This is a genomic window from Amycolatopsis sp. NPDC049868 (assembly GCF_044461365.1).
GTDB lineage: Bacteria > Actinomycetota > Actinomycetes > Mycobacteriales > Pseudonocardiaceae > Amycolatopsis.
In genome coordinates, this window is sequence record NZ_JBITKV010000006.1 from 62,795 (window position 1) to 81,764 (window position 18,970).

The 18,970-nt window shown below is 68.2% G+C and carries 16 protein-coding genes; 8 read left to right on the forward strand and 8 right to left on the reverse strand.

Annotation, left to right across the window (positions count from 1 at the left end):
* Positions 1 to 40 precede the first annotated feature (40 nt).
* A complete protein-coding gene (locus ACIBTM_RS24720; protein ID WP_395879472.1) occupies positions 41 to 1,243 on the reverse strand; it encodes a lytic transglycosylase domain-containing protein in 1,203 nt (400 codons plus the stop codon).
* Positions 1,244 to 1,493: 250 nt separating this feature from the next.
* Here ACIBTM_RS24720 and ACIBTM_RS24725 point away from each other — a divergent pair, with 250 nt between their 5' ends.
* The 3 genes from ACIBTM_RS24725 to ACIBTM_RS24735 all read left to right on the forward strand — a co-directional run bounded on the left by ACIBTM_RS24725 (position 1,494) and on the right by ACIBTM_RS24735 (position 5,813).
* Positions 1,494 to 2,072 carry an ArsR/SmtB family transcription factor gene (locus tag ACIBTM_RS24725; RefSeq protein ID WP_395879474.1) on the forward strand — a complete coding sequence of 193 codons (579 nt, stop codon included), beginning with the start codon at positions 1,494 to 1,496 and terminating at the stop codon, positions 2,070 to 2,072.
* A 97-nt stretch (positions 2,073 to 2,169) separates the two neighbouring features.
* Positions 2,170 to 4,491, forward strand: coding sequence for a penicillin acylase family protein (locus ACIBTM_RS24730; RefSeq protein WP_395879475.1), 2,322 nt, complete (start codon positions 2,170 to 2,172; stop codon positions 4,489 to 4,491).
* Complete coding sequence (locus ACIBTM_RS24735; protein WP_395879476.1) at positions 4,488 to 5,813, forward strand: alpha/beta hydrolase family protein; 1,326 nt, start codon at positions 4,488 to 4,490, stop codon at positions 5,811 to 5,813. Before ACIBTM_RS24730 ends, ACIBTM_RS24735 begins: the two co-directional genes overlap by 4 nt.
* Before the next feature lie 12 nt (positions 5,814 to 5,825).
* Here ACIBTM_RS24735 and ACIBTM_RS24740 read toward each other — a convergent pair whose 3' ends face one another.
* From ACIBTM_RS24740 to ACIBTM_RS24750, 3 genes are all read right to left on the reverse strand, one after another.
* Positions 5,826 to 6,587 carry a sigma 54 modulation/S30EA ribosomal C-terminal domain-containing protein gene (locus ACIBTM_RS24740; protein ID WP_395879477.1) on the reverse strand — a complete coding sequence of 254 codons (762 nt, stop codon included), beginning with the start codon at positions 6,585 to 6,587 and terminating at the stop codon, positions 5,826 to 5,828.
* Positions 6,584 to 8,329, reverse strand: a complete 1,746-nt coding sequence (ctaD, locus tag ACIBTM_RS24745; RefSeq protein WP_395879478.1) for a cytochrome c oxidase subunit I — start codon at positions 8,327 to 8,329, stop codon at positions 6,584 to 6,586. The genes ACIBTM_RS24740 and ctaD overlap by 4 nt, the downstream gene beginning before the upstream one ends.
* A gap of 876 nt (positions 8,330 to 9,205) precedes the next feature.
* Positions 9,206 to 10,006, reverse strand: a complete 801-nt coding sequence (locus tag ACIBTM_RS24750; protein WP_378426462.1) for a carbon-nitrogen hydrolase family protein — start codon at positions 10,004 to 10,006, stop codon at positions 9,206 to 9,208.
* 103 nt (positions 10,007 to 10,109) lie between these two features.
* Here ACIBTM_RS24750 and ACIBTM_RS24755 point away from each other — a divergent pair, with 103 nt between their 5' ends.
* A complete protein-coding gene (locus ACIBTM_RS24755; protein WP_395879479.1) occupies positions 10,110 to 10,769 on the forward strand; it encodes a GntR family transcriptional regulator in 660 nt (219 codons plus the stop codon).
* On the opposite strand, the gene ACIBTM_RS24760 is transcribed toward ACIBTM_RS24755, so the two are convergent.
* Positions 10,757 to 11,911, reverse strand: a complete 1,155-nt coding sequence (locus ACIBTM_RS24760) for an agmatine/peptidylarginine deiminase (protein ID WP_395879480.1) — start codon at positions 11,909 to 11,911, stop codon at positions 10,757 to 10,759. The two genes, ACIBTM_RS24755 and ACIBTM_RS24760, sit on opposite strands and share 13 nt — an antisense overlap.
* Positions 11,912 to 11,997: 86 nt before the next feature.
* Here ACIBTM_RS24760 and ACIBTM_RS24765 point away from each other — a divergent pair, with 86 nt between their 5' ends.
* On the forward strand, positions 11,998 to 12,564 hold the full coding sequence (locus tag ACIBTM_RS24765) for a TetR/AcrR family transcriptional regulator (protein ID WP_395879481.1): 567 nt from the start codon (positions 11,998 to 12,000) through the stop codon (positions 12,562 to 12,564).
* Positions 12,565 to 12,590: 26 nt separating this feature from the next.
* A complete protein-coding gene (locus tag ACIBTM_RS24770) occupies positions 12,591 to 12,884 on the forward strand; it encodes a sporulation protein (RefSeq protein WP_395879482.1) in 294 nt (97 codons plus the stop codon).
* On the opposite strand, the gene ACIBTM_RS24775 is transcribed toward ACIBTM_RS24770, so the two are convergent.
* On the reverse strand, positions 12,838 to 13,518 hold the full coding sequence (locus ACIBTM_RS24775) for a TetR/AcrR family transcriptional regulator (protein ID WP_395879483.1): 681 nt from the start codon (positions 13,516 to 13,518) through the stop codon (positions 12,838 to 12,840). The genes ACIBTM_RS24770 and ACIBTM_RS24775 overlap by 47 nt on opposite strands.
* A 53-nt stretch (positions 13,519 to 13,571) precedes the next feature.
* On the opposite strand from ACIBTM_RS24775, the gene ligD reads away from it, so the two are divergent.
* Positions 13,572 to 14,510, forward strand: coding sequence for a non-homologous end-joining DNA ligase (gene ligD / locus ACIBTM_RS24780; RefSeq protein ID WP_395879484.1), 939 nt, complete (start codon positions 13,572 to 13,574; stop codon positions 14,508 to 14,510).
* A gap of 40 nt (positions 14,511 to 14,550) precedes the next feature.
* On the opposite strand, the gene ACIBTM_RS24785 is transcribed toward ligD, so the two are convergent.
* Entirely contained in the window at positions 14,551 to 16,935 is a 2,385-nt protein-coding gene (locus ACIBTM_RS24785) for an ATP-binding cassette domain-containing protein (protein WP_395879485.1), read from the reverse strand.
* A 144-nt stretch (positions 16,936 to 17,079) separates the two neighbouring features.
* Positions 17,080 to 17,583 carry an Lrp/AsnC family transcriptional regulator gene (locus tag ACIBTM_RS24790; RefSeq protein ID WP_037338807.1) on the reverse strand — a complete coding sequence of 168 codons (504 nt, stop codon included), beginning with the start codon at positions 17,581 to 17,583 and terminating at the stop codon, positions 17,080 to 17,082.
* A gap of 93 nt (positions 17,584 to 17,676) precedes the next feature.
* Between ACIBTM_RS24790 and ACIBTM_RS24795 the strand changes: the two genes are divergently transcribed.
* Positions 17,677 to 18,861 carry an MFS transporter gene (locus ACIBTM_RS24795; protein WP_395879487.1) on the forward strand — a complete coding sequence of 395 codons (1,185 nt, stop codon included), beginning with the start codon at positions 17,677 to 17,679 and terminating at the stop codon, positions 18,859 to 18,861.
* Positions 18,862 to 18,970: the final 109 nt, after the last annotated feature.

Below are 18,970 nucleotides of genomic sequence, written 5' to 3' on the forward strand. Positions count from 1 at the left end.
CAACGCGGCCCGTCTTCAGGACATTCCGGGCACGCCCGCGTTACGGCGTGGGCGACGTGCTGCCGGTGCTGGTCGGCGACGTCTCACCGGTGTTCCCCGCCGGGGTCGAGGACGGCGCCGCGGAGGACGTGCTGGACGGCGGAGGCGTCGTCGAGGACGGAGGCGTGCTCGAAGGCGGGGTGGAGGAGGAAGGCGGAGTCGACGACGAAGGCGGTGTGCTGGACGGCTTCGAAGGCGAAGTGCTGCTCGGCGGTGTGGTGCTGCTCGGCGGGAGGGACGTGCCGGGCAACGGCGTCGGCCCCGGCGTGGTCGTACCGGGTGGGGGAGTACCGGGCAGGGTCGGCACCGGCACCTGGCCACCGGGCGTGCCGGCGGCGACGTCCTGGGAGTCGGGCGCGCCGACGGGGACCTGGCTGTCCGGCATCGTCGCGACACCGCCGCGATAGGCGACCGCCCAGCGGATCACGGTGTCCACATAGGACAGCGAGTGGTTGTAGCGGTACACGGCCACGCGCTGGGTCTGCTCGGAGGTCAGGTCGACCCCGCCGGAGCAGAGGTAGCGGCCCGAGCCCAGCGTCGCGTCGTAGATGTTGTTCGGGTTCGACTCGCCGTCGCCGTTGCCGTCGGAGGCGTAGCCCTTCCAGGTGGACGGGATGAACTGCGTCGGGCCGACGGCGCGGTCCCACACCGTGTCGCCGTCGTACTTGCCGCCGTCGGTGTCGGCGATGGCGGCGAACGGCCCGGCGCCGTTGAGCTGCGGGCCGAGGATCGGTTCGAGCGTGTCGCCCTTGGCGTCCACGTAACCGCCACGCGCGTGGTTCGATTCGATCCGGCCGATGCTGGCGATCAGCGCCCAGTCGATGTGGCAGCCGGGCAGTTCCTTCGCGAGGATGTCGGCGGCGTTCTTGTACGCCTTCATCATGCTGGCGGGGATGCCGAGCGCGCCTGACGGCGCGAACGAGCCGCCGACGTTGCCGCTGTGACCGGGGACGGTCAGCGGGTCCGGGGTGGGCGGCTCGGGGAGGCTGCCGTCGACGGCGATCTCCGGGACCGTGCCCGCCGGTGGTTGCCAGGCCGCCGCCTGGTTCTGCGGCGCGGCAGGCTTCGGCGCGGCGACCGGGGTGTCGGGGCCTGCCGACGCGGTGACCGCGGGCAGCACGGCGAGCGCACCGCCGGCGAGCGCGAAGGCCGTCCGGTGCCGGGCGGACAACTTGTCCGTCTGTCGGGGGCGGTGCTTCGGCATGTTCTCTCCCGCAAGGTCGACTCCGGGCAAAACTATCCGATACAACCGGATTTCGGGGACGACGCAACGAAAAACCCGCGAACCTGTCGAGTTTTCGTCCTGGCGGCACAAGACCTTCGTACTGAAGTTGTCAATTTCACGCTGAGTTCACGGAATCGTCAGCAGAATCCCCCGGCTGCATCGAGGAGTGGTCTGAACCGTGTGCAAAGAGACCTTTGCACAATCTCCTTTGCACGGCTACCTTGGTGTCATGACCGGCCCGCCGCCACCCGAAGAGATCGCCGATGCCGCCGTGCTGAAGGCGGTGATGCACCCGTTGCGCCGCCGGATCATGGAGGCGTTGGGCCGCGGCCCCGCGACGGCGACGAAGCTGGCCAAGGAGCTGGGGGAGAGTTCGGGCGCGACCAGCTATCACCTGCGGGAACTGGCGAAGTACGACTTCGTCGACGAGGCGCCGGAACTCGCGCACGGCAAGGAGCGCTGGTGGCGTGCCCGGCCACGCGACATCCGCTGGCCCCGGCACAGCGAGCAGAACGACGAGATGCGCGCAGTGTTCGACGAGGCGCAGCGCGCCGCGTTCACCGAGGACCTCGAACAGCTGGCGAGTTTCCTCGAACGTCGCGGTGAGCTGGGCGAATGGGGTGACGCCCTGGTGTTCTCGCGTGGCTCGGTCTACCTGAACCTCGAAGAGCTCAAGGAGTTCTTCGACGAGTACCTGGAGCTGCTACGCCGCTATTGGCGGCCGGAACCCGGTCCGGACGCGCGGAAGGTGCTGGTGCGCTGGACCGCGTTCCCGGATGCGGACGGGGAGGTGAAGGAGGGGAACTGAAAACCGGTGGGAGAGCGGCCACTCGACCACCGGCATCGCGTCACCACGCCGGACGGCGTGTCTTCACGAACCACTCCACATGCGAAGGGGGAGCAGCATGCTGCTCTGGAAGAGAATCGCGGCCGTCTGCGCCGCGGCGAGCCTGCTCGCGGCGGGGACCGCGGCGGCCGCGCAACCGCCGGACGGGGTATCCCGGTCGGACGCCACCATCCGCTACACCGAGTACGGCATCCCGCATATCGTCGCGAACGACTGGGTGAACCTGGGCTTCGGACAGGGATTCGCCGCGGCCAAGGACAACATCTGCGCGATCGCGGACGTCGCGGTCACGACGCGGGCCGAGCGCTCACGCTGGCTCGGGCCGGACGCGCCGCCGACGAGCGGGGTGAGCCAAGCGAGCACGAACCTCGCGAGCGACCTGTACTTCCAAGGGCTCAACGAAAGCGGTGCCGTCGAGCGGCTCCTGTCGGCACCCGCGCCGCGCGGGCCGTATCGCGAGGTCCGCGAGCTGGTCCGCGGTTACGTCGAGGGCGTCAACAAGTACCTGCGGACCGGCGAGATCACCGACCCGGCCTGCCGGGGCGCGGGCTGGCTGAAGCCGATCACCGAACTCGACGTCTACCGCCACAGTCACGCGGTCGGCATGATCTTCGGACAGGGCGGTGCCGCGGACTCGATCACCGCGTCGCTGCCGGGGGCCCCGCCCGCGGGCGGCGGTACCGAACAGATGCTCGGAGAGACCGGGATCGGCAGCAACGCGATCTCGATCGGCTCCGCCGCGTCGGCGAACGGGCGCGGTGTCTCGCTGGCCAACCCGCATCTGCCGTGGCAGCTGAGCGGGACCAGGCTTTGGCAGTCGCAGGTGACCTTGCCGGGCAAGCTGAACGTCAGCGGTGCCGGCATCCCCGGCATTCCGCTGATGTGGCTGGGACACAACGAAACCGCGGCCTGGAGCGGGACCGCCACCGACACCACCCGCACGTACACGCTGTTCGAACTGAAGCTCGTACCCGGCTCCCCGACGAGCTACCTGGTCGACGGGAAGCCCGAGCGGATGAGGCGCGCCGACGTGAGTGTGCTGTCGCGCAAGGCGGACGGCACCCTGGAGCGCGTCGTGCGTCCACAGTGGACGACCAGATACGGACCGGTGACGACTCGGCTCGGACAGCGGGAACTGCCGTGGACGGCGTCGAGCGCGTTCGCCATCGCGGACGCCAACGCCACGAATATCGGTATGACGAATTCGATGTTCGCGATCGCCCGCGGCCGCACGGCGGCGGACATGATCGGCGCGGTCCGCGAGACGCAAGGCCTGCCGTGGATGAACATCCTCGCCACCGACGACCGGGGCCGGGTGGAATTCAGCCAGATCCACGGGGTCCCGCACGTCACCGACGAGAAGGCCGCGCGCTGCAACACGCCACTGGGCAAGGAATTGTTCGACGCCAACGGGGTCGCGGTGCTCGACGGCTCGACGACGTCGTGCGCTTGGGGTCGTGACCGGGACGCGCTGCGGCCGGGTGTCTTCGGCCCGTCCAGCCTGCCGAGCCTGAGCCGGTCGGACTATGTGGCGAACTCGAACGACAGCTACTGGCTGGTCAATCCCGCCGAGCCGAAGACCGGCTACCCCAGGATCGTGGGCCCGGTCCGCTACGAGCAGAACATGCGGACGCGCGCCGGGCTCGTCGAGATCTCCGACCAGCTGAAGAAGGGCGGCTTCACGGGGCAGGCGATGCGGGACCTGATGTTCTCGAACCGGGACCACGCCGCCGAACTCGTACGGGCCGACGTCGTCGGGATGTGCCGCACGATGCCGGGGCTGGACGACGCTTGCGTGGCGCTCGCGGGCTGGGACGGTCGTTCGGACGCCGGCAGCCGTGGCGCGTTGCTCTTCGACAGGTTCTGGGCCGCGGTGGACCGGATGGGGCCGGAGATCTGGAAGAACCCGTTCGACGTCAAGGATCCGGTCCACACGCCGAACACCCTCGACACGGGGAACGCGGCCATCCGCAAGGCACTCTCCGACGCCGTTACGGAACTGCGAGCGGCGAAGATCCCGCTCGACGCGCCGTACGGTGACAACCACTACGTCGTCCGTGACGGCAGGAAGATCCCGCTGGGCGGCGGAACCGCCGGACGCGGGGTCTACAACTCTCTCGGCGGGCCTTGGGATCCGGCCCGTGGGTACACCGAGTTCACGCACGGCGGGACGTACCTGCATGTCGTGGCGTTCAACGGGACCGGGTGCCCGGACACGACGACGCTGCTGACCTACTCGCAGTCCGCGAACCCGGAGTCGGCGCACCACAGCGACCAGACGGAGCTGTACTCGCGCAAGCAGTGGGTCGCCGAACGGTACTGCGAGAAGGACATCGTCGCGTCGCCGTCGCTCAAGGTGATCCGGGTGAGCAGGCGATGATCGCCGCCATGCTCGCGGCCGTCGTGGCGGTCTCGTCGCCGCTGCCCGCCGCGGCTCCGGACAGCGAGGTCTCGTTCACCAGCCACGGGGTCACCCTGCGGGGAACGGTGGTCGCGCCGGAGGGCGGCGGCGCGGCGCCGGGCATCGTCATGGTGCACGGGTCCGGCGAACACGACCGGGACGACTACCGTGCCGAGGCGGAAGCCTTCGCCAAGGCGGGAATCGCGACCCTGATCTACGACAAGCGGACCGAGGGCTATTCGCTGTTCGAGCGGGATTACTCGGTCTTGGCCGACGACGCGCTCGCCGCCGTGCAGGCGCTGCGCTCACGTCCTGGCGTGGACCCGGCCCGCGTCGGGGTGTGGGGCTTGAGCGAAGGCGGCTGGGTCGCGCCGTTGGCGGCGTCGAGGTCGAAGGACGTCGCTTTCGCGGTCACCGTCGGGGCCAACGGGGTCTCGCCCGATCGACAGCAGGCGTGGGCGCTCGAAACCTATCTACGACGGGGCGGGGTCACCGGCTCGATGGTGGACATGGTGGCGTCGACGAACATGCGGATCCTCGCGGGCGCCGGCGTGTTCCCCGAGGCGGGGTACGACCCGGTGCCGGTGCTGGAGAAGGTGCGGCAGCCGGTGCTCGGCCTGTGGGGCGAACTGGATCGCCTCACCCCGCCCGGTGAGGCCGTGCGGATCTTCCGGGAAACACTGGACCGAGCGGGGAACCGGCAGTACACGCTGAAGGTGTTCCCGCAGGCCCAGCACGGACTCCGGCCGACCACCGACGGTTTCGACAAGCTCGACGGCTTCGCTCCCGGCTACCTCGAACTGGTGGCGAACTGGGTGAACGGAACGATGGACGGGCCGTCGGCCGACCCGCCTCCGGTCCAGGCGAGTCAGAGCGTCGCCCTCGCACCGCTCGCCTGGTACGAGGCGCCGTGGGTGCAGATCGGGATCTGGGCGCTGGCGTTGCTCGCGTTCGCGGCCTATCCGGTGACGGCGTTGTTCCGCCGTCGCGAGACCGTGCCTCTCGCCAGGCCCGCACGCTGGCTGGCGTCGACCGGTTTCGTCGCCACGGCGGGGTTCCTCGCGTACTACGTCGCCCTGTCGATGGGGGCGGCGATGGCGCCGGGGCCGGTCCTTTTCGGACGGACGTTGCCCTGGCTCGCGTTGCAGCTGATCGCCGTCGGTGTCGTCGCCGCCGGTGCGGTGACCGCGGTTTCGTGGTGGCGGGGGAAGGAACGCGGGGGAGTCCGGGTCGGCCTGCTGCTGGCCGGGGCCGTGCTGTTCGTCCCGTGGGCAGTCCACTGGGGACTGTTGGTGCCGTGAAGTCCTTGCCACTCAGGAGGTGGTCACGATGCCGTAGTGCCCGTCGTAGCGCAGGTACAGCACAGTCCCGCGGCCGGTTTCCTTGTCCTGGAAGAAGAGGAAGGGCAGGTCGGTGGCGTCCAACCGCGCGACGGCCTCCTTGGCTTCCAGCCGGGGGACGGGGTGCACGTTGATGGCCCACGGCATGACCGGGGCACCTGAGGGCGGTGCCATGCCCGCGAGCCGGGCCAGCCGGTAACCGGTTGGCCCGGCGCGGTAGACGATGCTGTCCTGTCCGGTGTCGGCGTCGATGAACAGGTGGAAGTCGTAGTCCCGGACATCCATGAGCAACGCCGCCTGATCGGGTGCGCACGTCGCCAGCGGATACCGCTTGCGGCGCACGATTTCACGTTTCCCGGCGGGCCGGGGCAGGAGGGCGGGCCGGTCGTGGCGGCGCTGCGGTTGCGGCCACGGCCTGGCCACCTGCGGGTGGGTCACCCGGGTGAGCTGGTCGGTGAGGCGGGCGCGCAGCAGCTTGCCCGCCTCTTGGAAGAACGTGGCCGCGAGCTGCGCCCGGATGAGAGTCCGGTCGACGACGAGGTTGGCTTGGACGAGGGCGGGCCACGCCACCGTGGGTTTCCGGTACGCGGTGAGCTTCACGGTCGCGGATTCCCAGTGTTCCGGCAGCCGCCGGACGAAGATCTCGATCTGCCGCCGCACATAGTCCTGTGCCCCCGGCGCGACATCTCCGACCGTGAACACGACGATCTCCGGGGACGGGTTCTTCCGGCTCAAGCTTGATCCTCCTTGATCTGGGCCGGCTTCTTCGGGTGGCCAGGGTGTACTTTCGGCTTACCGGTGAAGGTGATTTCGCCTTCTGTCCGGATGCGTTCGATCATGTGCGGGTAGTGCAGCTCGAACGCCGGACGCTCGGACCGGATCCGCGGCAGCTCGGTGAAGTTGTGCCGCGGCGGCGGGCAGGAGGTCGCCCATTCGAGCGAGTTGCCGTAGCCCCACGGGTCGTCCACCGTGACGATCTCGCCGTACCGGTAGCTCTTGAAGACGTTCCAGATGAACGGCAGCGTCGAGGCACCGAGGATGTACGCGCCGATCGTGGAGATCGTGTTCAGCGTCGTGAACCCGTCGGACTGCAGGTAGTCCGCGTACCGGCGCGGCATGCCCTCGTTGCCGAGCCAGTGCTGCACCAGGAACGTGGCGTGGAAGCCGATGAACGTGGTCCAGAAATGCCAGCGTGCGAGTTTCTCGTCCATCATGCGGCCGGTGATCTTCGGGAACCAGAAGTAGATCCCGGCGAACGTGGCGAACACGATCGTGCCGTAGAGCACGTAGTGGAAGTGCGCGACCACGAAATACGTGTCGGACACATGGAAGTCCAGGGCGGGTGCGGCCAGCAGGACTCCGCTGAGTCCGCCGAAGAGGAAAGTGACCAGGAACCCGATGGAGAACAGCATGGGGGATTCGAAGGTCAGCTGCCCTTTCCACATCGTGCCGATCCAGTTGAAGAACTTCACCCCGGTGGGCACGGCGACCAGGAACGTCATGAAGGAGAAGAACGGCAGCAGCACCGCGCCGGTCGCGTACATGTGATGCGCCCACACGGCCACCGACAGTCCGGCGATGGACAGGGTCGCCCACACCAGGGATCGGTAGCCGAAGATCGGTTTTCGGCTGAACACGGGCAGGATCTCGGATACCACGCCGAAGAACGGCAACGCGAGGATGTAGACCTCGGGGTGGCCGAAGAACCAGAACAGGTGCTGCCAGAGGATCGTGCCGCCGTTCGCGGGGTCGAACACGTGCGCTCCGAGGAGCCGGTCGGCGAGCAGCCCGAACCCGGCGGCGGTCAGGATCGGGAACACCACCAGCACGAGGATGCTGGTGACCAGGATGTTCCAGGTGAAGATCGGCATTCGCCACATCGTCATCCCCGGAGCGCGTAGACAGATCACCGTGGTGATCATGTTGACCGCCCCGAGGATCGTGCCCAACCCGCCGACGGCCACACCGACGATCCAGAGGTTCGCGCCGACACCGGGGGAATGGATGGCGTCCGACAGGGGTGTGTAGGCGAACCAGCCGAAGTCCGCGGCGCCGCCAGGGGTGAGGAACCCGCTGAGCATGATCAGCCCGCCGAAGAGGAACAGCCAGAAGGAGAACGCGTTCAGCCGCGGGAACGCGACATCCGGTGAACCGATCTGCAGCGGCAGGATGAAGTTCGCGAACCCGAACACGCTCGGCGTCGCGTACAGCAGCAGCATCACCGTTCCGTGCATGGTGAACATCTGGTTGTACTGCTCTTGCGACAGGAACTGCAAGCCGGGGCGTGCCAGCTCGGTGCGGATCAGCATGGCCATCGCGCCGCCGATCATGAAGAAGGCGAACGTCGTGACCAGGTACATGACGCCGATGACTTTGTGGTCGGTGGTACGGAGAAGCCGCAGCAAGACCGAGCCCTTGACCTGTTCTCGCACGGGATGGGGGCGGGTAGGGATCGGCCTGGGTGTGGTCGCCGTCACAGACGCGCTCCTGTCTCACATCGTTCTCCGACGCGGACAGTCGATCGTGTGCCACTCGATCTTGAAAGGGACCAAAGACCCGATCAGGACGGCTGAACGGTCCTTGCCGTCATGACTGTTCGGGACGTTGTGTTCGAGCGGCGGCGGGCCGGACTGGCCGATGGGAGCCGAACGCCTGTATTTGCTTACTCGGCTGTCGGCTAAGAGAATCCGGGGTTTTAGAGCTACTCCTCGACGATGTAGGAATTGGGACACTCAACGTCCTGATTCCTGCATCGTCGACACGTGGCATGCCGTGCAGTCAACCTCGTGCTGGTCAGGGGATCCGAGTGTGGAGGATTTAGGACGCTGAGTGTCCCAAATCCTCCACACTCGACCGTGCCGCGGCGAGTTTTCGGTGTCATCGAATTCCGAGGCCGGCGCCCCTAACCCGAATCGCCACTTACGAGGTGTGTTGGGCACTTGAAGTGTGTGAAGCTGAGGTACATGAAGGCCCCCTTCCTGTACTTAGGCGCAAGGAAGGGGGCCTTCATGTACTCAGGAAGGTGTGAAGGTCGAGTTTCCTCGGCTGAGCCGAGGGAAGGGGTCCTTCACGCGCAGCCGCTGTGACTGCTGGGGCTGGTGTTGTTGCTGGGGCTGCGGGTAGCGATCGCGTAGTCCGTGAAGGGCTCCTTCACTACCTTCAGGGTAGGCAAGGAGGCCTTCACGGACCTGGCCCGCAATCAGCCGCAGGAGGGAAAGGGGTCCTTCAGCTCCGCCACGTTCGCTCGGCAGAGCCTGGGTGCCGGGCGGCCACCCGGCACCCAGGCGTACGGAAGCCGCGTCACCACGCCCGAGGGCGTGTCTTCACGAACGGACCTCCGGATCAGAAGATACTCAGGACTTCGGGGTGACGGCGAACCGGCGCAGTTCCAGTGCCGGGTTCTTGGCGCGCACCTCGGAGATCCGCTCGGCGGAGACCTCGCCGGTCGCCGTCCCCGTGCGTTCGCCGAGGGAGGCGACGACGACGCCCATCGGGTCGACGATCATGCTGTGCCCCGAACCCGCCGGCGCGGCCTGTCCCGCCGCGACGAGGTAGATCGTGTTCTCGATCGCCCTGGCCCGGACCAGGGTGGTCCAGTGGTCCTCCTTGAGCGGACCGGGCATCCACTCGGCGGGCAGCAGCACCGCGTCCGCGCCCGCGTCGACCAGGCGGCGGGTGACCTCCGGGAACCTGAGGTCGTAACAGGTCTGGAGGCCGAAGGTGATCCCGTCGACCTCGAACGTCTCCGGCGCTTCGATGTCGCCGGGCCGGACCAGCTCCGATTCGCGGAAGCCGAAGGCGTCGTACAGGTGCAGCTTGCGGTAGAGCGCGGCGATGGCCCCGTCGGGACCGGCCGCGACGAGTGTGTTCGAGATCCGCTCGCCGCCGGGGAGGGCTTCGTTGATGCCCGCGACGACGGTGATCTGCCGGTCCTTCGCCAGTCCTCGCAGCTCGGTGACGAACGGGCCGTCGAGTTCTTCGGCGGAGGTCACGAATTCCCGGCTCATCGTCGGTACGGTGAACAACGAGTACTCGGGCAGCACGACCACCCGCGCACCGCGGTCGGCCGCTTCGCCGACGAGGGCGGCGACGCGGGCGAGGTTGGCCTCTTTGTCGTTGCCGGGCGCGAACTGCGCCACCGCGACGTGCACCATGGGACCCCTTCCGATAAGTGGAACTCTTGTATACATGATGGATACTTGACTGGTCCAGGTGTAGGCTCAGTCGCGGAAAGTGACGGCATAGAGGGGGAACGAGATGACTGTGACCGCCGAAGGGGGCGGCCCGGCGCGCGAGCGGGTCTACACGTGGCTACGCGACGGAATCATCTCCGGTGAGCTGGAAGGCGGCCGTTTCCTCGACGAGATGTGGGTTTCCGGTGTCGTCGGCGTCTCCAGGACGCCGGTGCGCGAGGCGTTCCACCGGCTGGCCGCGGAGCGGTTCATCAGCCTGCTGCCGCGCAAGGGCGCCCAGGTGCGCACCGTCACCGCCAGGGAACTGGAAGAGGTCTACCAGAGCAGGCGCCTGATCGAAGGACACGCCATCGCGACGCTCTGCGCGAACCGGGCGGGCGCGCCCGCCGAACTGCCGGAACTCATCGAGGCGATGGCGAGCGCGGGCGCCGAACGCGACTGGTTCGCCGTTTCGGGGTTCGACCGCCGCTTCCACCGCGCCATCGTGAACGCCGCGGGCAACACCGTCCTGACCGAGTTGTACGACACCCTTCGTTCGCGGCAACAGCGGGTCACGGTCCGCGCGCTGGAGGCCCGGCCGGAACGGCTGACCGTGATCAACGAGGAACACCGGGCACTGGTCGCCGCCCTGAACGGCCACGACGCGAAAGAGGCGTCACGGTTGCTGGAGGAGCATCTGCGCCCGGTGTCCGAAGTGATGTCGGTGCTGCCTCAGGAAGGCTGACCCGGCTGGTCGTGCGTCGAGCAGTGGATCCCGCCGCCGCCCGAAGCGATGGTCGAGATCTTCACCGGCACGATCTCGCGGCCGGGGAACTGTTCGCGCAAGATCTGCCGTGCGCGCTCGTCCGCCTCGGTGTCGCCGAATTCCGGCACGAAGACCGACTTGTTCGCGACATAGAAGTTGGCGTACGAGATCACGCTGTCCTCGCCGTAGCCCTCGACCTTGTCCGGATCCGGCTGGACCAGGTCGATCACCTTGAAGGGTTTGCCGTCGGCGTCGGTGGCGCCCGCGAGCACCGACCTCGCCTGATCGGCCGCTCGTGACCAGGAATCGGGCGGGGTGCCGGGTGCCGCTTTGTCCAGGAGGACGACGCCGGGTGCGGTGAACCGGGCCAGGCAGTCGACGTGGGCGTCGGTGATGTCCTCGCCGCGTACGCCGGCGAACCAGATGACCTTCCGGACGCCGAGAACCTTCTTCAGTTCGTCTTCGATCTCCTGGCGGGTCCTGCCCTTGTTGCGGTTGTCGTTGACGAGTGAGCTTTCGGTGACCATCACCGTGCCCGCACCGTCGGTCTCGAACGAGCCGCCCTCGGCGGTGATCCAGGTTTCCGTGCGGGCAAGGCCGTACTTGCCCAGCACGGACCTCGCGACGGCGTTGTCCTTGTCGTGCGGCTTCTGTTTTCCACCCCAGCCGTTGAAGTTGAAGTCGACCCCCGCGACCTTGCCCGCCTCCTCCACGAACACCGGGACGGTGTCGCGTGCCCACAGGTCGTCGACCGGGATCGGGACGACCTCGACGGTGTCCCCGCACGCCTGCTGAGCGGCGTCGGCGTGTTCGGGCCGGGCGAGGAGCACCACCGGTTCGTAGCCGGCGATCGCCTTGGCCAGTCCGGCGATCTCCTCGCGGACGGCGGGCAGGTCCTCCGCCCAGATGGACTTGGACGCGGGCCACGACAAGTAGGTGCGCGCGTGACTTTCCCATTCGGCGCCCAGTCTGCGAGCCGTCGCGGTGGCGGGTTCGGGTGAGCCAGCCACGGGCGCCGGGGCGGCCTGGTTCTCCGAGCATCCCGCGCTCCCGGCGGCGACGGCGCCCACCGCTGTCAGCGCGCGCAGGACCGTGCGACGGGGAAGGGGTGAATCGAACACTCTGCACTCCTCGGTCGGACCGGTGGCGACACGATAGCATCCTGACTGAAAATTCAGTCAGGCCGAGAACGCTAGGGTGACGACTCGTGTTCGAACGTCAGCAGAAGATCTTGGAAGCGGCCGTGCGAGTGATCGCGCGCAGCGGTGTGCGTGGCCTGCGGGTCGAGAAGATCGCGGCCGAGGCCGGGATCTCGACGTCACTGATCTACTACCACTTCACCAACCGCGCCGGACTGCTGCGGAAGACACTGGAATTCGTCAGCGATCGCGCCGCGGCGTACACCGAAGAGGCCGCGACCGAGGCGGCGGATCCCCGCGCCGAGCTCGAACTCCTGCTGTTCGGGGAACTTCAGGACACGCAGACGGTGCGGGAGAACAGCACCGCGTGGGGCGAGCTGCGGGCCAGTGCCGTGTTCACCCCGGAACTGCGCGAACCGCTGGCCGAGTCGACCCGGATCTGGGTGGACGAGGTCGCCGAGGTGATCCGGCGCGTCGACGGCGCCGCGGTCGAGGCCGAAGACGCCGCGGAACGGCTCACCGGCCTGGTCGAAGGGCTCAGCGAGCGGTGGCTTTCTGGTTCGATGGACCTGGACCGGGCGCGAGAGCTCCTGCAGGGCGCGATCGTGCTGGAACTGGACAGGGCGGGGACCTGATGGGGCTCGAGAAGATCGTCGGTGTCATGCGTGACAACCTCACCGTCCGGCGCGTCTACGGCGAACCGGTGGAGAAGGACGGTGTCGTGATCATCCCGGCCGCGAGCGTCATCGGCGGCGGAGGCGGTGGGCACGGGAGCGAGCAGGACAAGGAAGGTGAGGGTGGCGGGTTCGTCCTCGCCGCGCGACCCGTCGGGGCCTACGTGGTCAAGGGCGGTGACGTGCGCTGGGTGCCGGCGGTGGACCTGACCTTCCTCGGTGTGGTGTTCGCGATCATGGTCGCTTCGATTCACCGGCGACGGCTATCCCGGCGAGGATGAGGTCGATCCCGGTGAGGAACTGCTCCCGGTCGTCGTGCTCGCGGACCTCGTCTGAGATGGACCGGAGAAAGGGGAATTCGGCGGGATCGAGTTCTTCCCACGCGTTCGCCGCGGCGTCGAGGAATTCGGCGCGGTCCACCCCGAGCCCGAGCACCCGGGAGTTCGCCGCGTTCTGGCCCGCGGCGCCGAAGATGTAGTGCACCAGCGCCGAGGTCGCGGTGAACCAGGTGGTTTCGGGGGCGCCCAGCGCGCTGACCCGTCGCCCGACGCTTTCGAAGATCCGCGGTGTCACCGAGCTCCACGGACTGCGGGAAAGCTGGAGGGCGAGTTGCGGCGAAAGCCACGGGTGCCGCTCGATCGCCTCGAACAATCCCAGTGCGATGGCACGGATCTCGTCCTGGGGCGAGCCTGCCGCCTCGACGGTCAGAGCGGTGGCGACGACGGACGCGGTCGCGGCATCGAGCAGGGCGCCCTTGTTCGGCACATGCCAATAGATCGCTCCGGGGCCGGTGGCGAGGCGTTCGGTCAACGTCCGGAAGGTGAGCCCGCGTTCGCCGTCCGCGTCGAGTAGTTCGACGGCGGCCTCGACGATGCGCTCCCGGGACAGTGCCTCGGCGCGGGTTCGTGGTGCCATGCCGTTCATCCTGGCAGAGCGCGGATCGATCGCTTTCGGGTTAGTTTCCCTGTATGGCGAAAAGCTCGGCGGTGGAGATCGAGGTCGGCGACCGGACGGTGCGCGTCTCGAACCCGGATCGTGTCTATTTCCCGGCGCGGGGTGAGACGAAGCTCGATCTCGTCGAGTACTACCTCGCGGTCGGCGACGGGATCGTGCGGGCGCTGCGGGAACGGCCGTGCATGCTGCACCGGTTCCCGTCCGGGGTCTCGGGGGACAAGGTCCACCAGAAGCGGGTCCCGAACGGTGCCCCCGACTGGCTGCAGACCGTCCGCGTCGACTTCCCCTCCGGCAGGCACGCCTACGAACTGTGCGTCACCCATCCCGCCGACGTGATCTGGGCGGTGCAGATGTCGACCGTCGAGTTCCATCCGTGGAACTCCCGCCGCGCCGACACCGAACGCCCCGACGAGTGGCGGATCGACCTCGACCCGATGCCCGACTGCCCGTTCTCCACCGTGCGGAAGGTCGCCGGCACCGTCCGCGAGATCCTGGACGAACTCGGCATCACCGGCTGGCCGAAGACCTCCGGCGGGCACGGCATGCACGTCTACGTCCGGATCGAACCGCGGTGGGGTTTCCAGGAGGTGCGCCGGGCGGCGCTCGCCTTCGCGCACGAGGTCGAGCGCCGGATGCCCGACGAGGTCACCACGACCTGGTGGCGCAAGGACCGTGATCCCTCGAAACTGTTCGTGGACTACAACCAGAACGCCCGCGACCACACCATCGCGAGCGCCTACTCGGTCCGCGGTGTGCCCGAAGCCGTCGTCTCCACCCCGATCCGCTGGGACGAGGTCGACGACGTCGAACCACGCGACTTCACCATCGCCACCGTGCCCGCGCGCTTCGCCGAACTCGGCGATCTGCACGCGGGCATCGACGACACGGCGTACTCACTCGACACCCTGCTCGAATGGGCCGATCGCGACGGCCTCGTCGCCGAAGGCGAGTGACGCCCCGCCCGCATTCAGAGGACTGAATGCGGGCGGGGGATCACTTGCCGACGTAGTCCGCCAGGTGTTCGCCGGTGAGCGTCGAAGCGCTCGCGACGAGCTCGGACGGCGTGCCCTCGAAGACGATCTTGCCGCCGTCGTGCCCGGCGCCCGGGCCGAGGTCGATGATCCAGTCGGCGTGCGCCATGACCGCCTGGTGATGCTCGATCACGATCACCGACTTGCCTGAATCGACGAGCCGGTCCAGCAGACCGAGCAGGTTCTCGACGTCGGCGAGATGCAGACCGGTGGTCGGCTCGTCGAGGATGTAGACGCCGCCCTTGTCGCCCATATGCGTCGCGAGCTTCAGCCGCTGCCGTTCACCGCCGGAAAGCGTGGTGAGCGGCTGGCCGAGGCTGAGGTAGCCGAGCCCGACGTCGTCGAGCCTGCTGAGGATCGCATGCGCGGCGGGAATGCGCCCTTCGCCCTCACCGAAGAACTTCACGGCCTCGGACACCGGCATTTCCAGTGCCTCGCTGATGTTCTTGCCGCCGAAGGTGTACTCCAGCACCGAAGCCTGGAACCGCTTGCCTTCGCATTCCTCGCAGGTGGTCGCGGTGCCCGCCATGATGCCGAGGTCGGTGTAGATGACGCCCGCGCCGTTGCACGTCGGGCAGGCGCCCTCGGAGTTGGCGCTGAACAGCGCCGGTTTCACGCCGTTGGCCTTGGCGAAGGCCTTGCGGATCGGTTCGAGCAGCCCGGTGTAGGTGGCGGGGTTGCTCCGCCGCGAGCCGCGGATGGGGGTCTGGTCGACCGAGACCACACCCTCGGCGGCCGGGATCGATCCGTGGAGCAGGGAACTCTTGCCGGAGCCCGCGACACCGGTGACGACGCACAGGACGCCGAGCGGGACGTCGACGTCCACGTTCCGGAGGTTGTGCCGGTCCGCGCCGCGGATCTCCAGTTTGCCGGTGGGTTCGCGGACGCTGTCCTTGAGCGACGCCCGGTCGTCGAGGTGCCTGCCGGTGCTGGTGTCGCTGGCGCGCAGGCCGTCGACGGTGCCCTCGAAGCAGATCGTCCCGCCCGCGGTGCCCGCGCCGGGGCCGAGGTCGACGACGTGGTCGGCGATGGCGATGGTCTCCGGCTTGTGCTCGACGACCAGCACCGTGTTGCCCTTGTCCCGCAATTGCTGGAGCAGGTTGTTCATCCGCTGGATGTCGTGCGGGTGCAGCCCGATGGTGGGCTCGTCGAACACGTAGGTGACGTCGGTGAGCGAAGACCCGAGGTGCCGGATCATCTTCGTACGCTGCGCCTCGCCACCCGAAAGCGTGCCGGACGGCCGGTCGAGGGAGAGGTAGCCGAGTCCGATGTCGACGAAGGAGTCGAGCGTGTGCTGGAGCTTCTCCAGCAGCGGCGCCACCGACGGCTCCTTGAGCCCGCGGACCCAGTCGGCGAGGTCGCTGATCTGCATCCGGCAGGCGTCGGCGATGTTGATCCGCTTGATCTTCGACGACCGCGCGAGTTCGCTCAGCCTGCTCCCGTCGCATTCCGGGCAGACCGCGAAGGTGACCGCCCGGTCCACGAACGTGCGGATATGCGGCTGCATCGCCTCGCGGTCCTTGGACAGGAACGACTTCTGGATCGTGGGGATCAGTCCCGAATAGGTCAGGTTGATGCCCTCGATCTTGAGCTTGACCGGCTCCTTGTAGAGCAGATCGTCCAGCTGCCGCTTGGTGTACTTCTTGATCGGCTTGTCGGGGTCGAAGAAGCCGCAGCCGCGCAGGATGCGGCCGTACCAGCCCTCCATGGAGAAACCGGGGATCGTCAGCGCGCCCTCGTTGAGGGATTTGGTGTCGTCGTACAGCGCGGTGAGGTCGATGTCGTTGACCTTGCCCCGGCCTTCGCACCGGGCGCACATCCCGCCGGTGATGCTGAACTCGCGGCGTTCCTTGGTGGTCCGGCCGCTCTTCTCGACGGTCACGGCGCCCGCGCCGGAGATCGAGGCGACGTTGAACGAGAACGCCTGCGGCGAACCGATGTGCGGCTTCCCGATCCGGCTGAAGAGGATGCGCAGCATCGCGTACGCGTCGGTGGCGGTGCCGACCGTGGAGCGGGGGTCGGAGCCCATCCGCTGCTGGTCGACGATGATCGCGGTGGTCAGGCCGTCGAGCACGTCGACCTCTGGCCGGGCCAGCGTCGGCATGAAGCCCTGCACGAAGGTGCTGTACGTCTCGTTGATCAGCCGCTGCGACTCGGCCGCGATCGTGTCGAAGACCAGGGAGCTCTTGCCCGATCCGGAGACGCCGGTGAACACCGTCAGCCGTCGCTTCGGCAGCTCGACGGCGACGTTCTTGAGGTTGTTCTCGTTCGCCCCCACGACGCGGATCAGGTCGTGGCTGTCGGCGGGGTGTTCCTCGGGCGCCTGCGGCCGGGAGGTCTTGCGCATCGTTTCTCCATCCTCATGTGGGCCGCGTGTACGTTCCGTCAGCCTCACCAGGCCCGATCTAACCAGCTTCGGGCCGTTCGTCCTCGACGATGGTCACGCTAGGTGAGTTCGGGGGCCTTTCGCTTCTCGATTCCTGATCCGTCTTCAGACGCTCCAGCCCTCGCTCTTGGTCGCCTTCAGGTAGTCCTCGACCGGCGGGCCGACCGGCCTGCCCTCGTACTGGGTCGACAGCACCACCGACGACCTGATCTCGCCGTGCTTGCCCAGCCGTTCGAAGAGGCCTTCGAGGTGTTCGAGCGATACGGCCCGCACCTTCAGCATGGTGCACCGGTCGCCACTGAGCCGGTGCAGTTCGACCACCTCGGGGTAGTCCTCCGACTTGCTGGTGCGCAGCAGGCAGCTGCCGAGCGAGCAGCGCATTTCGACGAACGCCTGCAGCCCGTATCCGGCGCGGTGCGCGTCGACCTGGGCGCGGTACCCGGTGATGACGCCCGCCTCCTCCAGCCGCCGGACCCGTTCGGCGACGGCTGGCGCGGAGAGGTTCACGCGGCGGCCCAGCTCCTTGAACGAGAGCCGCCCGTCGGCCTGGAGCGTTTCGAGGAGCCGCCAGTCGAGGTCGTCCAGCGCCCTTTCCGATCGTAAGGTCATCGCGCCCGGATTCCTTCCATGATGCGCCCCGCACCCCCGCGAGGCCTTCGACAGCCTATTCGCCGCGGCGTCCGGAATCCCTAGGTTTGAATCATGAAACCGATGTTCGCGCTCTTCATGGGCGTCGCCTGTCTCAGCACCGCGGTCGTCGGCCTGTCCACCACGGCCGCGTTGATCATGGTCGAGCACGCGGGCGCGGCGTGGAGCGGGTTGCCGAGCGCCGTGCTGGTCCTTGGTTCCGCCGTGGGGTCGTTGTCGTCGGGTGCGCTGGCCGCGAGGTTCGGCAGGCGGTTCGTCCTGGTGCTCTTGTACGGAGCCGCGGTGACGGGCGCGCTGATCTCGTTCGCCGGGGTGCTCGGCGGATCCGTGCTCGCGCTGGTGGCGGGGATGCCCTTGATCGGCTTCGGCAACAGCGGGGCGCAGCTCTCCCGGTACACCGCGGCCGATCTGTCGCCCGAGCACCGCAAGGGTTTCGCACTATCCACAATGGTCTGGGCGGGGACCGTCGGCGCGGTCGCGGGGCCCGCCCTGATCGCGCCGGCCGCGGCGAGGGCGGAAGCCGCCGAACTCCCCGCCCTGTCCGGTCCGATCGCGGCGGGGGCGATGGTCGTGGCCATCGCCGTGGTCGCCGTCGCCACCCTGCCGCGGGGTCTCGCCGCCCCGGAGGAGGGAGTGCCGAAGCGGGAGCGGATGTCCGTGCGGAACCCGGTGGTCCTCGGGCCGCTGGTGGCGATGGTCGGCGCGCAGCTGGCGATGGTGGCGGTGATGACGATGACCCCGGTCCAGCTGCACGAGCACGGTCAGGGGCTCGACGTCGTCGGCTGGGTGCTGAGCGCCCATCTGGTCGGGATGTTCGCGCTGGCGCCGTTGTCCGGCTGGATCGCCGACCGCTGGGGCGGCCGCGCGACCATCTTCGGCGGGATCGGGACGCTCACCGTCGCGGCGGTCACCGTGATCGGCGCCCCCGATTCGCATCACGTGGGAATCCCGGTCGCGCTGTTCCTGCTGGGCTACGGCTGGAACCTGGTGTTCGTCGGCGGCAGCAGCATGCTCAGCCGCGATCTCCCGCCGGCTCAGCGGACGAGGGCGCAGGGCACGGTCGACGCCTTCGTCTGGGGCACTTCGGCCGCGGCGAGCCTGCTCGCCGGGCAGCTGTTCGGTCTGGGCGGCTACGTTCTGGTCGCCGTGGCGGGCGGTCTGTGCGCCCTGGCCCCGCTCGCGGTGCTCGGCAGGCGGCCGGTCGCGCGGGAGGCCGGTGAAAAAGCCGGGCTACGCTGAATCTGCGAAACCCGGGCGCAGCCGTCATACTGCTTCACTCCGACGCGAACGAACCCGTGATGACACAGATCACGTGGGTGACCGATTCGGAGGGTCCTAGGGTGAAAGC